Raw genomic sequence first — 14,826 nt, forward strand, 5'->3', positions numbered from 1 at the left:
CTCGCAGCCGCGCGAGGTCGTGAACGTGGCTGTACTGGCTGAATCCGAGCTGGGTTCGGAGGCACAACGCGAGCGTCGCAAACGCATCTTGGACGCCACCATGGCCATCGCGTCCAAGGGCGGCTACGAGGCAGTTCAAATGCGCGCGGTAGCGGATCGCGCGGATGTGGCGGTCGGGACGCTGTACCGCTACTTCCCGTCCAAGGTGCACTTGCTGGTGTCGGCCCTGGGCCGGGAATTCAGCCGCATCGACGCGAAAACCGACCGCTCCGCGATGACGGGTGGCACTCCGTTCCAGCGGCTGAATTTCATGGTCGGCAAGCTCAACCGGGCAATGCAGCGCAATCCGCTGCTCACCGAGGCGATGACGCGCGCCTACGTGTTCGCCGACGCGTCGGCGGCCAGCGAGGTCGACCAGGTGGAAAAGCTGATCGACAGCATGTTCGCGCGCGCGATGAGTGACGGCGAACCGACCGAGGACCAGTACCACATCGCCCGGGTGATCTCCGACGTGTGGTTGTCGAACCTGCTGGCCTGGCTCACCCGGCGCGCGTCGGCGACCGACGTCAGCAAGCGGCTCGACCTGGCCGTGCGGTTGCTGATCGGCGATCAGGACTCCAGCCAGTAGGCGCCTAGACCGGCGGACCCGAGGTCCGGCCCCGGATCAGCTCGGTGTCCAGCAGTTCGACGACCGGCAGGCCGGACCGTGGCGGGTTGAGCAGCAGTTCCCCGGCCCGGTGGCCCTTGCGCAGGCTGGGCTGGGCCACCGTCGTCAAACCGCGGCTGATCGCCTCGGGAACCCCGTCGAATCCGGTGACGCTGATCTGACCGGGCACGTAAATGCCATGTGCGCGAAGGTAATCCATCGCCGACAGCGCCAAGATGTCCGCGGTGCACATCAATGCGGTGATCCGCGGATTGGCCTCCAGTGCCGCCTTGGCGGCCTCGCCGCCCGACTCCGGAAGGTGTTCGTAGCTTTCCACCACCGTCAGCGTGTCCGGGTCAACACTCGCGGCCTGCATGGCGTCCCATACGCCGGTGATGCGTTCGCGCTGCACGTCAAAAGTCAACGAGCGCAACCGATCTGAGTCGGCCACGCCCTGGCGGCGGTCCTGGCCCAGTCGCATTGTCAGCAGGCCGATCTCGCGATGCCCCAGCCCCAGCACGTATTCGGCGATCTCGCGCATCGCGGCCCGGTCGTCGATGCCCACCCGCGACACCCCGGACAGGCCCTTGGGCTGGTCGACCACCACCACCGGCACCCGCCGCTGCAGCACCACCTGAAGGTAGGGATCATCGTCGCGAACCGAATAGACCACAAAACCGTCCACCCCGGCGGCCAGCACCGCGGCTTCGCCGTCCTCCCGGCTGCGGCTGGGCCCGACGGCGACCAGCAACATGCCCTGGCCCTGTTCTTCGCACGACTGCGCCACTCCCGTGACGAAGTCGCGCGCCGCCGGGTCGCTGAAGAAATACGTCAGCGGCTCGGCCATCAACAAGCCGATCGCACCGGCCTTGCGGGTGCGCAACGAGCGCGCCACCGGGTCGGGGCCGGCATATCCCAGCCGCTTGGCGGTGGCGAGTACGCGTTCGCGAAGGTCGGGTGAGAGTTGGTCCGGCCGGTTGAAGGCGTTCGAGATGGTGGTGCGGGAAACCTTGAGTTCGGCCGCCAACGACGCCAGAGTCGCACGTCGGCGCGGTGTGGGACTCACGTTCGCCGACGCTACCGCGCGTCCTCGCCGGCGCCTAAGCCACCGCGATCTGGCACTTTCTAATGGAAACGATTTTCATTAGTATTATGGGTCGGCGGGCCGGACAGCCACCGGAATATCACGCCCGCGGGCAGCGCTGATGGGACGAAATGACACAAGTACACGGGGGTTCGCGCTTTCTGACGGCGTTGGCCGCATGCGTGGTCGGGGCCGCGGCGGTCACCGGCTGCGGCGTCGCCGGTTCCGCGCACCAACCGGAGGCCGGCGTGGTGGCCTCGACCGATGTGTGGGGAAGCGTTGCCCATTTCGTCGCCGGACGGCATGTCAAGGTCAGATCGATCCTGTCCGGCGTCACGATCGATCCGCACACCTATCAGGCCAGCGCCTCGGACGCCGCGTCGCTGATGGACTCCGGATTGGTGGTCTACAACGGCGGTGGCTACGACCCCTGGGTTACGCAGGTGCTCAACGGCCACCCGGACATCAAGTCGGTGGACGCCTATTCGTTCGCCGGTAAGGCGGATAACGGGAAGCCCAACGAGCACGTCTTCTACGACCTGGGCATCGCCAAGGCCGTCGCCGCCACCATCGCCGACCGACTCGCCGCCATCGATGCGGACAACGCGAACGACTATCGGACCAACGCCGCCGGGTTCGGCCGCAACGCCGACGCGGTCGCGGCTTCCGAACGCTCCATCGCCGACACCTATCCCAACACCGCGGTCGTCGCGACCGAACCGGTTGCGTACTACCTGCTCAAAGCCACGGGCCTGACCAATCGCACTCCCCCGGCGTTCATGTCGGCCAACGAGAACGGAACCGACCCTTCGCCGGCCGATATGGCCTACGTCCTCGACCTGGTCAACCGCCACCAGATCGCGGCGCTGCTGGTCAACCCGCAGACCGCCACGCCGGCGATCAGCGGCCTGCAGGATGCCGCCCGACGCGCGGGTGTCCCGGTCACCCAGGTGACCGAGACGTTGCCCGATGGCGCCGATTACCTTTCCTGGCAGCGCAATACCGTCGAGGCGTTGCAGTCCGCGTTGCGATCGAGCGGGAACAATGCCCGTCATTGACCAAGCCGTCGAGACCGCCGATCCGCGGCCTCCCGTCGTCTCGCTCGCCGGTGCGCGGCTGGCGTTCGGCGATCGCGTGCTGTGGGACGGTCTCGACCTGTCGGTGTCGCCGGGGGAGTTCATCGCGGTGCTCGGCCCCAACGGCACCGGCAAGACCTCGCTACTGAAGGTGTTGCTCGGACAACTGCTGCTGAGTGCGGGAGCCGCCCACGTCGACGGCAAGGAGGTCACCTCGGGCAGCGGAGCCATCGGCTATGTGCCCCAACACCGCCCGATCGACCGGGACGTGATGCTGCTCGGCCGCGACCTGGTCGCCCTCGGCATCGACGGACACCGCTGGGGCTTCCTGCCGTTGCGCGCCGCCGAACGCAGCCGCCGCCGACTGGCCGTGCGGCAGGCGCTGGCACAGGTCAACGGCGACCAGCTGGCCGATGTCCGGGTCGGGCTGATGTCGGGTGGGGAGTTGCAGCGCGTGCGCATCGCGCAGGCGTTGGCCAGCGATCCGATGCTGCTGCTGTGCGACGAACCGCTACTGGCGCTGGACCCGGCCAACGCCAAACTGGTCGCGGCGCTGATCGACCGCCGCCGCCGCGAAGCCAACACCACGGTCATGGTGGTGACCCACGAGATCAACACGATCCTGCCGTATGTCGACCGGGTGCTGTATCTGGTCGACGGCCGCTTCCGCATCGGCACGGTCGAGCAGGTGATGAACACCGAGACGCTGTCCACGTTGTACCGGGCCGACATTCAGGTGGTGCAGGTCAACGACCGCTACGTGGTGATCGGCGAAGACAGCGGACACGCGCTATGAACAGCCAGCTCGCCGACGTGCTGGATCATCTGCTCTCGTTCGACATCACCGCCGCCCTGCTGAACCACGACTTCGTCCAGCAGGCACTGCTGGCGGCCGCTCTGCTGGGGCTGGTGGCCGGGCTGATCGGCCCGTTCATCGTGATGCGCCAGATGTCGTTCGCCGTGCACGGATCCAGCGAATTGTCCTTGACCGGAGCGGCATTCGCGTTGCTGGTCGGATTCCAGGTGGGCCTGGGCGCCCTGATCGGCAGCGCGGTGGCGGCCGCGCTGTTCGGCCTGCTCGGTCAGCGCGCCCGGGAGCGCGATTCGGTGACCGGGGTGGTGCTGGCGTTCGGGCTGGGTCTGGCGGTGCTGTTCATCTACCTCTACCCCGGACGCACCACGACGAGCTTCGCGTTGCTCACCGGCCAGATCGTCGGCGTGGGCTACACCGGACTGGCGATGCTGGCACTGGTGTGCCTGCTGGTCCTCGGCGTGCTGGCGCTGTGCTACCGACCGTTGCTGTTTGCCACCGTCGATCCCGATGTCGCGGCGGCCCGTGGCGTTCCGGTCAAGGCATTGGGCATCGTGTTCGCGGCGCTGGTCGGCGTGGTGGCCGCTCAGGCCGTACAGATCGTCGGCGCCCTGCTGGTGATGTCGCTGCTGATCACTCCGGCGGCCGCGGCCGCGCGGGTGGTCGCCACGCCCGCGGCGGCCATCGCGGCCTCGGTGATCTTCGCCGAGGTCGCCGCGGTGGGCGGGATCGTGCTGTCGCTGGCGCCCGGTGTCCCGGTGTCGGTGTTCGTTGCAACGATCTCGTTTCTGATCTATCTATCTTGCTGGCTGCTGGGACGGCGGCGGGAGGCCAGCACTTAAGCTTGTCGGGCGTTCCAGCTCGCGGCGAAGGTGGCTAATCAGTAAGCGATGTATCGGGTACTTCGATGGACGATCGCCTTACTCGCCGCTTGCGCGTTGACGGCGGGCTGCACCAGGGCGGTCGACGGAACCGCGGTGGCCGCCGAACCCGGTAGCCGCCCCACCACCAGCTCATCGGCCAGCCCCGCCCCGCGCGCAATGCCGACCACCACCCTGGAGGGCCTGCTGCTGAGTCAGGACCAGCTTGTCGCCCTTGCCGGGGGAACGAACATGGCGCTGGTCGGCACCGCCAACGGCACCTCGGATTCCTCGCAGATCATCGACGATCGCACCTGCCTGGGACTCGCCTCAGTGGGCGACGTGACGGTCTACGCCGACAGCGGATATGTCGCGATGCGGGGCAACCAATTCAGCACGCCCAACGCCGTCCAAGCCGATGTCACCCAGCTCGTGACGTCGTTCACCACCGGAGGCGACGCCCAGGCGTTATTGCAACGCGCGCAACAGGACTGGCAACGATGCGCCCGGCGACGTTACGGATTTCACTCCTCGAACGGCAATCACAGCTACTTCTCGACCCTCGACTTGCGAGTGACCGGCTCGCGCATAGAGTTGTCGATGCGCCAGGAGGAAGATCCCCGCTGGGGCTGCTCGCACGCGATGGCCGTGCGGGACTTCGTCGTCGTCGAGGGCAGGGTCTGCCTGCTCAACAAGGACCCCGATCCGGCGGCCAACAACCTCCTCGACCAGATCATTGCCAAGATTGCGCAATAAGCTAGGCAGGTGGCCGGTATCGACCTGAACGCCGACTTGGGCGAAGGCTTCGGCGTCTGGAGCCTGGGCGACGACGACGCCATGCTCGGAATCGTCACGAGCGCGAACGTGGCGTGCGGGTTCCACGCGGGTGATCCGGCCGGCCTGTTGCGGGTGTGCCGGTTGGCCGCCGAGCGTGGCGTGCGCATCGGAGCTCAAGTCAGCTATCGCGACCTGGCCGGATTTGGCCGGCGCTTCATCGATGTCGCCGTCGACGATCTGGTCGCCGACGTGGTGTATCAGATCGGCGCACTGCAGGCGATCGCGCACGCGGCGGGCTCGGCCGTCACCTACGTCAAACCCCATGGCGCGCTCTACAACACGATCGTCACCAATCATGAACAGGCCGCGGCGGTGGCGGCGGCGGTACAGCTGGCCGACGCCTCGCTGCCGGTGCTCGGCATGGCGGGTTCGGCCTTCTTCGACGAGGCTGCGCATGTCGGATTACACACCGTCGCAGAGGCTTTCGCCGATCGCGCCTACCGGCCCGACGGCCAGCTGGTCTCACGCCGCGAACCGAACGCGGTGCTGCACGACCCGGCGGAGATCGCCCGGCGCGTGGTGAGGCTGGCGACCTCGGGACAGGTCGCCGCGGTCGACGGCACCCAGATCGCAGTGAGCGTGGAATCTGTTTGTGTACACGGTGATTCGCCGGGTGCGGTACAGATCGCCAGCGCGGTGCGTGATCAGCTCGAGGCCGCGGGTATCGAGATCAGGGCGTTCTGCTGATGCGGCTGAAACTCGGGCGCCCCGATATCGCGCGGTATGCGGATCGGTTCGACGCTCCCGCCGCCGAACCCGGCGGGCTCTCGGCGACCTGGATGGGTGTAGCGACCGTGCTGATCGACGACGGCTCGTCGGCACTGATGACCGATGGCTATTTCTCCCGCCCCAGTCTGGCGAGAATCGCCGCGGGCAAGCTGTCGCCGTCGGAGGCGCGCGTGGACGGCTGCCTGGCCCGGGCCAAGGTGTCGCGGCTGGCGGCGGTCATCCCGGTGCACACCCACGTCGACCACGCGATGGATTCCGCACTGGTCGCCGACCGCACCGGCGCCCAACTGGTCGGGGGCGAGTCGGCCGCCAACGTCGGGCGCGGATACGGCTTGCCGGAGAACCTCCTGACCGTCGCGGTTCCGGGCGAACCAATTCGGTTGGGCGCCTTCGACGTAACGCTGGTGGAATCGCACCACTGTCCGCCCGACCGGTTCCCCGGCGTGATCGACGCACCACTGGTGCCGCCGGTGAAGGCGTCGGCCTATCGCTGCGGCGAGTCGTGGTCGACGCTGATTCACCACCTGCCGTCGGATCGGCGGTTGCTGATTCAGGGCAGCGCCGGCTTCGTCAAGGGCGCGCTGGCCGGGCGGCGCGCCGACGCGGTCTACCTGTCGGTCGGTCAACTAGGTTTGCAGCCGCGCTCCTACCTGCTCGACTACTGGACCGAGACCGTGCGAGCGGTGGGCGCGCGCCGGGTGATCCTGATCCACTGGGACGACTTCTTCCGCCCATTGTCAAAGCCGTTGCGGGCCTTGCCGTATGCGGGCGATGACCTGGACGTGTCCGTCCGGGTGCTTGACGAGCTGGCCGCGCGTGACGGTGTCGCGCTGCACATGCCGACGGTGTGGCGTCGGGAAAACCCTTGGATGGTCTAGACCTTGGCCTTGACCGTTTCGCTGCTGCTGCTTGCCGTGGTCCTGGGTTTCGCTGTCGCGCGCCCGCGGGGCTGGCCGGAGGCGCTGGCCGCGGTTCCGGCTGCGCTCGTCGTGGTGGCAATCGGCGCGATCTCGGTTCACCAGGCGGCCCGCCAGGTCGCCGACTTGTCCGGGGTGGTCGCGTTCCTGGGCGCGGTGCTGGTGCTGGCCAAGCTGTGCGACGACGAAGGCCTGTTCGAGGCCGCCGGAGCGGCGATCGCCCGGACACCGCGCGGCTCGCATTCGCTGCTGCGCCACGTGTTCGTCATAGCCGCCACCATCACCGCCGTATTGAGCCTGGACGCCACGGTCGTGTTGCTGACGCCGGTGGTGCTGGCCGCGGTGCGCCGACTGCGAACACCCGTGCGCCCCTATGCCTATGCCACGGCCCACCTCGCCAACGGCGCCTCGCTGCTGCTCCCCGTGTCCAACCTGACCAACCTGCTCGCATTTCACGTCGCGAACGTCTCCTTCACCCAGTTCACTTTGGTCATGGCCTTGCCGTGGCTGGCCACGGTCACCACGCTGTACCTGGTTTTCCGCGGCTTTTTCGCCCGCGATCTGCGGGTCGAGCCCAACCCGGCAGAACTCGGGCCCGCGCCGCGGCCTCCGGTGTTCGTGTTGGTGCTCGTGGCGCTGACGCTGGCCGGGTTCGCGTTCTGCGAACCGCTGGGAGTAGCGCCGGCGTGGGTGGCGCTGGCCGGCGCCTCGGTGCTGGCGGTACGCAGCCTGCGCCGCCGGCACACCACCGTGGTGGAAATCCTGCGCTCGGCCCAGGTTTCGTTTCTGGTGTTCGTGCTGGCGCTGGGCGTCGTCGTGCAAGCGGTCACGCGCAGCGGAATGGACCGCGCGATGTCCGCGGTGCTGCCGCACGGGTCGGGGCTGCCGGCGTTGCTTGCCATTGCCGGGGTGGCCGCCCTGCTGGCCAATGTCGTGAACAATCTGCCGGCCACCCTGGTGCTGTTGCCACTTGTCGCGCCCTACGGGCCGGTCGCGATCCTGGCGGTGCTGATCGGGGTCAACATCGGACCCAACCTGACCTACGTCGGTTCGCTGTCAAACCTGTTGTGGCGACGCGTACTTCGCCAGCACGACGTCGAGGCGGGCGTCGGCGAGTACACGCGCCTGGGGCTGTGCACCGTGCCCCCGGCCCTGGTGGTGGCGGTCGTCGCACTGTGGGGGTCGGCGCGGCTGCTGGGCCTGTAGTCAGACGAAGGCCGCCGTCTTCGCCCGCAGGTAAATGTGCGCGTGAATGGGCTTCGCGGCGACGACCGTGAACGGTGTGGCCAGCGGGAAATCGTCGTCGAGGGAAGCGATCTCAGCGGTGCGGATGATCGTGGCCAGCGCGATGGTGGCCTCCAGCATCGCGAAGTGGTCGCCGATACACGAGCGCGGCCCGCCGCCGAACGGCAGATACTGCCAACGGCTGCGGCCCTTCGACCGTTCCGGCAGGAAGCGGTCCGGATCGAAACGCAGCGGATCCTCCCACAGATCGGGGTCGCGGTGCAGTGCGTAGAAGCTCACCAGCGCAATGGTTTTGGCAGGGACGCGGTAGCCGTCCACCACGATGTCGCGGGTGGGCGTTCGGGCCGTCCCCGACGCGGGTGGACACAACCGCAGCGCCTCGTGCAGCACCCGCACGGTCAAACCGAGTTGGGTCACGTCGTCCGGGGTGAGCGGTCGGTCGCCCAGCGTCGCGACCTCTGCTCGCACCCGGTCCTGAATGCCGGGATGATGTCCCAACGCCCACAACGCATAGGTCAGCGTGGTCGACGTGGTGTCGTGGCCCGCGAGCATGAAAAGCACCAACTCGGCGCAGATCTCGTCGTCGGTCAAGGGCAGACCGGTCTCCGGATCGATCGCCTCGATCAGTGCCCGCACCAGCGGCGCGTCCCGGTCGGGATCGGCGCGCACCGCATGCAGAATTTCGGCGGCCAGCCCGTGCAGGATGTCGTTGGCCCGGCGAGCCGCGCGCTGACCTCGGGTGGGCAGCCATCGCGGCGGATTCACCGGCCGCGCCGCGCGGTCCGCCACCCATGACAACGAGGCCCGCAACGCATGCCCGACCTGCTCGGCCCGCTCGTCGAGATCCACGCCGAGCACCGAACGCCCAAGTGCCCGCAGGGTGAGCAGCCGGCATTCGCGGTCCAGGTCCACAATGTCGCCCGCCCGCCATCCGTCGACGATCCCCTGGGCGGCCGCGCCCATGTGCCCGGCATAGCCGGACACCTGCCGCTTGGTGAACATCGGTTGCAGCGCGCGCCGCCGCGGTAGCCAGCGTTCGTGCGGGAGGTTGAGCAAGTTGCCGCCCATCAGCGCGCGCATCTCGGCCATCGAGCGGACGCGGCCGCGGTCCGAGATCTCGTCGTTGCGGCCCAACAGGTCTCGGGCGCCCTGCGGCGTCGCGATCACCACCACATCCGGCAACAGCCACGCCGGGGCGAGCCTCAGCCGGGTGACCCGGCCCCCGGCGTCCAGCAATGCTTGCAGCCCGTCGACGTAGGACCGTACCGCCTTGAGTTGCCGCCAGTACGGGAGCGGATTCTTCGGCGCCAGGTCCAACGCCTCGACGGCGGGTGTCTCCAGGATCTCGACCATGCCGCACTCCTTCGTGTGCTGAAGGCACGGTATGGCCGCGTTGTGCTCGCGCACATGCGTAGCCGACTACTCCACTTGCCGCACGGACGCGCCGCGTCAGCTTCGTCCGCCGCAGGGTCCCGATCGGATGATCGACGCCAGTTCCTCGCGCGACTGGGCCCCTACCCGCTGGCAGGCCCGGTACACGTGTCCCTCGACGGTTCGCACCGACATCACCAGCTGCTCGGCGATGTCGCGGTTGGACAGCCCCGCCACGACGAGTTCGACGACATCGCGCTGGCGGCCGGATAGCTTTATGCCGGTCGGAGTCCGCAGCGCGGGCGTGTGCAACCCGCCGCATTCATCGGCTAATTCCCTCGCCAGCGCCGCGGCATACATCCCGCGCCGGTGGTGCTGACATTCGTCGAACGCAACGGACGCCTGCGCCGCCGCGTCGGCGGCGGTGGCCCGATCACCGATCTCCCGGTACGCCGCCGAGGCCGCCAGCAGGCCCTCGCCGTCGCCGGCGAGCAGGGCCGCCGCGTGTGACGCGATAGCGTCGGCCAGCGGCAGCGACAACGTACCGGCCAGCTCGCGCGCCCGTGCCGCCTGCGAGGCATCGCCCCATTGCGCCGCGGCCTGAATGCAGGCGAGTTCATGAGTCGGCTGGCCGCGATCGCGTGCCAGGCGTGCCGCCTCCCGTGCGGTTGCCACGGCCTCGGTCAGGTGGCCGTTTGCGGCCATCGCCCAGCCGTCGGCCAGCGCCAATGCGGTGTGCATGAACAGAAAGTCCGGCGGCACGCACGACCGTGCGGCGGTGACAGCATCATTCGCTTCGACGGCCTGTCCGAGCTTCGCGTGTGCCTCCGCGAGGGCGAAGTAAGTCGCCGGCCGCAATCCCGTTGTGACGGCGTGTATTTGCACCCCGGCAACCGCTTCGTGCACCAACCGGGCCGATTCAGCGACGGCGCCGCGGGCCAGCTCGGCGTTGCCCAACAGGAAGGAGAGGTTCGCATACGCCAGGCCGGGAATCTCGCGAGCCGACTCGGCCAGTTGCCGTGCCGTGTCGACGAATTCGCCGATCCGTCCTACCAGCCGACAGGCGCGGCCGTAGACGGCGGCGAACCAGTACCGCATATGGGATGCCTGAAATGACGTCGTCGCGCGCCGCAGCGCCTGCTCTGCGATGCTCGAGAGCTCGTCGACCTGACCCAACGCCCCCATCGCCATGATCAACGCCAGCGAGGCCATCATCGCGTGAAAGCCCGGTAGCTCCGGGAAATCCAATGCGATCCGGGCATTTTCGGCCGCGACCTGGCAGCGCGCCGACACCGCGTCCAGACACGCCTGCACCGCCAACCGCTCGGCCCGCTGCGCAGGCGTCTCGGGCGCGGCCGCAAGTCCATCCAGGATCGAAGCGGCGTCGTGCGGCCTGAACAGCCACCAGATCAGATTGGCCGCCCGCACGGTCGCCCAGTGATGGCAGCCGGGCAGTCCGTCGCAGGCCATCTCACGCAACGCCACCTCGGCGAGCTCGCCGCGCCCAAGCAACACCAGGTTCATCGCCCGCACCTCGGCGGCCCCGGGGGCGCCGGCTTGCGTGGCGGCAGCGGCGAACCGGTCGGCCAATTCCAGATCGAGCAGCGTCATGGCGTGGCGCGCCGATTCCAGGTACAGCGCGGGGTCGGGATCGAGATCCGACTCCAGACGCAGCAGCGCGCGGCGCACGGTGCCCTGCATGTCGGCGTCCCCGTCGTCACCCAACCGCGTCGCCAACCTGCCCCGGATTTCCGAGAGATACAACTCGCCGGCGCTCGCGCGGCGCAGCTCACCGAACAGCGGGTGGGCGAGCCTGGCCGTCAATCCGGCGGCGGTGCGCTCGATGTTCACCAGGCCCATCCGCTCGGCGGCAGCCACATCGCCGCGTTCCACCAAGTCGCATAGCACGCCCACGGCCAGCGGCTCACATTGCGACAGCATGTCGACCACCATCGCCATCCCCGGGCTCAGCCGGCCCATCTGGCGTCCCAGCGTGTCGGACAGGCTCGCCGAGACCGCGACATCGCCGTCCCACATCCACACCCCGGCGGTCTTGCGCATCCGCCCGGCGGCCACCTGATCGGCCAGCAGCTGCCGCAGGAAAAGGGCGTTCCCGCCGGTCAGCTTCTGGAAGCGGGCGGCACTGCGCGCATCGACCGGACCGTCCAGCTGGCTCTCGATGACCTCGCGCGTCGCAGCGGCCGAGAGTGGTTCAAGATCAAGCCGATCCAGCAGCCCGTCCTTCCACAACGCCGTCACCGCATCGGGTTCGTCGCTGCCGGTGCGGATTGTGACCACCAGTCGCACCCCACCCGACTGCGCCAGCTGGTGGACGACCAGGGCAGACAATCCGTCCAGCAGGTGTGCGTCGTCCACCCCGACCACGACCCGGCCCCGACGCTGTTGCGCGACAAACGAATTGATCACCCGTTGCACATCGGTCAATGGATTCGACATCGCCTCGCCCAGCGATCCGATGAACGCTCCCAGCGGCAGCGCGTGCGCCGAATCGGTGCCGACGATCCATTTGGTCCGCTCCCCCGCCGCCGCGGCCCGCCGCAGCGCCTCGTGGGCCAGCCAAGTCTTGCCCACGCCGGCGGCTCCGGCGACTACCACGCCCGAGTGACTGCCCGCGCTGAGGGCGCGGCGAATGATCCCTAATTCACTGTCGCGCCCGGTCAACGGCTCAGCGCCGATCACTCGGCGACTATAACGGTGCACGAGCATCGGATGGGCCGCTTTGCCGACGTTTCGGTGAGCCGATGTGTAGCCGCAACCTAGTAGTGACGTAGTCGACTACGCTGCCGTCGCCAGTCACCGGCCATGAGCATGACTTTCGTTAGATAAGCGCTCAGCACAGGCGGTGGGCTATGGCGACGATCGGTAATCACGCGGTGGTATTGGGAGCGAGCATGGCCGGTCTGTTAGCCGCACGCTCCCTCAGCGAGTTCTTTGACGTGGTGACGGTGGCGGAGCGCGACCCGCTTCCCGATATCGGCGTCCCTCGCCGGGGTGTGCCGCAGGGTCGGCACCTGCACGGCCTGCTGCCCCGCGGTGCGCAAGCACTGGAGGAATTGTTCCCCGGCATCCTCGACGAACTGCTGGTCGACGGCGCGCATTACGTCGACGGCACGGATCTGTCGCGGGTGTACTACGACGTGGGCGGACACCTGATGGCGCGAAACGGCAGCGCCCCGTCGTTCACCGCGTACATCGCAACCCGGCCTTTCCTCGAGGATCACGTCCGCGCGCGGCTGCGCACTATCCCCAACATCACGCTGCTCGACGAGCACGACATCGTGAACTTGACCGCGACGCCGGACCGCCATCGCGTCACCGGGGCGCGGGTGGTCCACCGTCGCACCAATGAAGGCCTCACGCTGCGGACGGATTTGGTGGTCGATGCGACCGGGCGCGGCGCCCGCACGCCGACCTGGCTGAACGACCTTGGCTACGACGGCCCGCGCGAGGACCAGGTCAGGGTGGAGTTGACCTACGTGAGCCAGTTGCTGAGCATGGCACCGGACGCGCTGCACGAGTTCGGTTTCGTCGTCGGAACCGCGCCGGGCCGGCCGCGCGGGCTGGGCTTTGTGCACTCGGAGAACGACACCTGGATGTTCACCGTTTTTGGCATCGCAGGTCATGGGCCGCGCCCCGACCTGATGTCGATGTGCGAGTTCGTCGACGACTGCGCGCCACCGCACGTGCTGGCCGCGATACAGGCCGCCGAACCGATCGGAGAGGCGACGCGGCATCGTCAGCCGTCCAGTCGGTGGCGCCGCTACGACAAGTTGCGGCGGTTCCCGCAGGGCCTGCTGGTTTTCGGCGACGCGATCTGCAGCTTCAATCCGATCTATGGCCAGGGCATGACCGTCGCCGCCCTCGAGGCGTTGGCGCTGCGCGACTGCTTGGACTGTGGCACAGCGGATTTGTCTGGGCGATTCTTCCGGGCTGCGGCGGTACCGATCCGCACGGCCTGGGAACTGTCGGCCAATCCGGACCTCTGCCTGCCCGAGATCGACGGCAAACCACCGCTGTTCACCCGGCTGCTCAACGCATACGTCGATCGGGTACTCACCGCGGCCGAATACGACCCCGTCGCAGTCGATCAGTTCTTCCGAGTGACCTCGTTCGCCGACCCCGCTGCTCGGCTGCTGCGCCCGGGCATGCTGTGGCGCGCCGCCCTGGCCAATCGCCGACGGCAGCGACGCGGCGTAGATCAGCTCGCCAATGTGGGTCTCGGGCTGGCCGGCAACGTGGCCGTCTAGCCCCGGTGATAGGCCGGCGGCAACGGCATGCCAAGCTCGGCCATCACATCACGCAGCGTCGCGGGGTAGTCGGTGATGATGCCGTCCACACGAAAGCCGATTTGCTCGCGCATAGCACCGGTGTCGTTGACGGTCCACGGAATAACCTTGAGCCCCAATGCATGTGCGTGATCGACATACGACTTGCCGGTGACCAGCTGATATCTGGGCGACACGGCGTTTGCCCCCACCATCAGCGCCCCGAGCATCGGATCCCCGACGGCCGCGGCGTCGATGCCGGCCAGCCACGGCGAATCCGGCGCCCAGGTCTGCTCGTTGTACAACGCCACCAACGGAATCGACGCTTCGGCCCGGTGCACCATCGGCAGCGTTCGCCAGTCGAAGCTCTGGATCTCGACGGAAGAAACCTTGCCGGCGGACCTGACCGCACTTAGGACCACGTCGACGAACTCCTGGGGCTCGGCAGATCTGCTTGGCTGGTCGGCCTCCACCTTGGTCTCGATGTTGTAGCGCACCGCCGCTCGATACGAGTCGGCGAGCGCGAAGACCTCCGGCAGGGTCGCTATCTTGTTGCCCCGCACCACTTCAGCCCGGGGGAACTCGGGCAGCAGGCGTCCGCAATCCAGGGTGCGGATCTGGGTCACGGTGAGCTCGTGCACCAGCTTTCCGACATAAGGGTATTGTGGGTCACCGGCGAATGCGGGCCCGGTGTCGACGCATTTCTGCGCGTCGATCGCCGGATCGTGCCACACCAGCGGTTGGCCGTCCTTGGTGATGACTATGTCGAGTTCGAGTGTGCTGACCCCGATTTCGAGCGATTTGGCGAACGCGCGCAACGATTCCTCGGTGGTTTCGCCCCGCCCGCCGCGATGCGCCTGCAGATCAAGGCCCGGTTCCTGCGCTGCCGACACCGGCAGCGGCACCAGCAACGTGACCGCGGTCAGCAGGGCGCCCAGGCGGGCGAACCGGCCGGGCAATCGGG

13 protein-coding genes are annotated in these 14,826 nt (G+C 68.1%); 9 read left to right on the forward strand and 4 right to left on the reverse strand.

Annotated features, from left to right (window positions below; all coding sequences use genetic code 11):
- Nucleotides 1-25 precede the first annotated feature (25 nt).
- Nucleotides 26-628: a cholesterol catabolism transcriptional regulator KstR gene (kstR, locus tag BN973_RS27020; protein ID WP_036473153.1), complete on the forward strand. Its 603-nt coding sequence runs from the start codon at nucleotides 26-28 to the stop codon at nucleotides 626-628.
- A 4-nt stretch (nucleotides 629-632) separates the two neighbouring features.
- Here the strand turns inward: kstR and BN973_RS27025 are convergent, their stop codons facing one another.
- Nucleotides 633-1,712, reverse strand: coding sequence for a LacI family DNA-binding transcriptional regulator (locus BN973_RS27025; protein ID WP_036471787.1), 1,080 nt, complete (start codon nucleotides 1,710-1,712; stop codon nucleotides 633-635).
- 149 nt (nucleotides 1,713-1,861) lie between these two features.
- Between BN973_RS27025 and BN973_RS27030 the strand changes: the two genes are divergently transcribed.
- Genes BN973_RS27030 through BN973_RS27060 form a run of 7 tightly spaced genes read left to right on the forward strand, consistent with a single transcriptional unit; the run spans nucleotide 1,862 to nucleotide 8,166 of the window.
- Nucleotides 1,862-2,788 carry a metal ABC transporter solute-binding protein, Zn/Mn family gene (locus BN973_RS27030; RefSeq protein WP_036471788.1) on the forward strand — a complete coding sequence of 309 codons (927 nt, stop codon included), beginning with the start codon at nucleotides 1,862-1,864 and terminating at the stop codon, nucleotides 2,786-2,788.
- Nucleotides 2,775-3,602 carry a metal ABC transporter ATP-binding protein gene (locus BN973_RS27035; RefSeq protein WP_036471789.1) on the forward strand — a complete coding sequence of 276 codons (828 nt, stop codon included), beginning with the start codon at nucleotides 2,775-2,777 and terminating at the stop codon, nucleotides 3,600-3,602. Before BN973_RS27030 ends, BN973_RS27035 begins: the two co-directional genes overlap by 14 nt.
- A complete protein-coding gene (locus tag BN973_RS27040) occupies nucleotides 3,599-4,459 on the forward strand; it encodes a metal ABC transporter permease (RefSeq protein WP_036471790.1) in 861 nt (286 codons plus the stop codon). The genes BN973_RS27035 and BN973_RS27040 overlap by 4 nt, the downstream gene beginning before the upstream one ends.
- A gap of 48 nt (nucleotides 4,460-4,507) precedes the next feature.
- Nucleotides 4,508-5,233, forward strand: a complete 726-nt coding sequence (locus tag BN973_RS27045) for a sensor domain-containing protein (protein WP_036471791.1) — start codon at nucleotides 4,508-4,510, stop codon at nucleotides 5,231-5,233.
- Between the two features lie 9 nt (nucleotides 5,234-5,242).
- Nucleotides 5,243-6,001, forward strand: coding sequence for a LamB/YcsF family protein (locus tag BN973_RS27050; protein WP_036471793.1), 759 nt, complete (start codon nucleotides 5,243-5,245; stop codon nucleotides 5,999-6,001).
- Nucleotides 6,001-6,921: an MBL fold metallo-hydrolase gene (locus BN973_RS27055; RefSeq protein ID WP_036471794.1), complete on the forward strand. Its 921-nt coding sequence runs from the start codon at nucleotides 6,001-6,003 to the stop codon at nucleotides 6,919-6,921. The genes BN973_RS27050 and BN973_RS27055 overlap by 1 nt, the downstream gene beginning before the upstream one ends.
- A 3-nt stretch (nucleotides 6,922-6,924) precedes the next feature.
- On the forward strand, nucleotides 6,925-8,166 hold the full coding sequence (locus tag BN973_RS27060) for an SLC13 family permease (RefSeq protein ID WP_036471795.1): 1,242 nt from the start codon (nucleotides 6,925-6,927) through the stop codon (nucleotides 8,164-8,166).
- Here BN973_RS27060 and BN973_RS27065 read toward each other — a convergent pair whose 3' ends face one another.
- Both BN973_RS27065 and BN973_RS27070 read right to left on the reverse strand, forming a co-directional pair.
- Nucleotides 8,167-9,558, reverse strand: a complete 1,392-nt coding sequence (locus BN973_RS27065; RefSeq protein WP_036473155.1) for a cytochrome P450 — start codon at nucleotides 9,556-9,558, stop codon at nucleotides 8,167-8,169. It abuts the gene before it with no gap.
- Between the two features lie 96 nt (nucleotides 9,559-9,654).
- Nucleotides 9,655-12,276 (reverse strand): helix-turn-helix transcriptional regulator, encoded by a 2,622-nt coding sequence (locus BN973_RS27070; protein WP_036471796.1) that lies wholly within the window; start codon nucleotides 12,274-12,276, stop codon nucleotides 9,655-9,657.
- A gap of 212 nt (nucleotides 12,277-12,488) precedes the next feature.
- Here BN973_RS27070 and BN973_RS27075 point away from each other — a divergent pair, with 212 nt between their 5' ends.
- A complete protein-coding gene (locus BN973_RS27075) occupies nucleotides 12,489-13,844 on the forward strand; it encodes an FAD-dependent oxidoreductase (RefSeq protein ID WP_232232157.1) in 1,356 nt (451 codons plus the stop codon).
- Here the strand turns inward: BN973_RS27075 and BN973_RS27080 are convergent.
- The gene (locus tag BN973_RS27080; RefSeq protein ID WP_051641507.1) at nucleotides 13,841-14,821 is read right to left on the reverse strand and encodes a glycerophosphodiester phosphodiesterase; all 981 of its coding nucleotides are present in this window, start codon (nucleotides 14,819-14,821) and stop codon (nucleotides 13,841-13,843) included. The genes BN973_RS27075 and BN973_RS27080 overlap by 4 nt on opposite strands.
- Nucleotides 14,822-14,826 lie beyond the last annotated feature (5 nt).

The organism is Mycobacterium triplex, from assembly GCF_000689255.1.
Taxonomy (GTDB): domain Bacteria; phylum Actinomycetota; class Actinomycetes; order Mycobacteriales; family Mycobacteriaceae; genus Mycobacterium; species Mycobacterium triplex.

Coding starts and splice junctions, on each gene's coding strand:
- BN973_RS27030 (WP_036471788.1), top strand. CDS start 1,862: ATGACACAAGTACACGGGGGTTCGCGCTTTCTGACGGCGTTGGCCGCA.
- BN973_RS27035 (WP_036471789.1), top strand. CDS start 2,775: ATGCCCGTCATTGACCAAGCCGTCGAGACCGCCGATCCGCGGCCTCCC.
- BN973_RS27040 (WP_036471790.1), top strand. CDS start 3,599: ATGAACAGCCAGCTCGCCGACGTGCTGGATCATCTGCTCTCGTTCGAC.
- BN973_RS27045 (WP_036471791.1), top strand. CDS start 4,508: ATGTATCGGGTACTTCGATGGACGATCGCCTTACTCGCCGCTTGCGCG.
- BN973_RS27055 (WP_036471794.1), top strand. CDS start 6,001: ATGCGGCTGAAACTCGGGCGCCCCGATATCGCGCGGTATGCGGATCGG.
- BN973_RS27065 (WP_036473155.1), bottom strand. CDS start 9,558: ATGGTCGAGATCCTGGAGACACCCGCCGTCGAGGCGTTGGACCTGGCG.
- BN973_RS27075 (WP_232232157.1), top strand. CDS start 12,489: ATGGCCGGTCTGTTAGCCGCACGCTCCCTCAGCGAGTTCTTTGACGTG.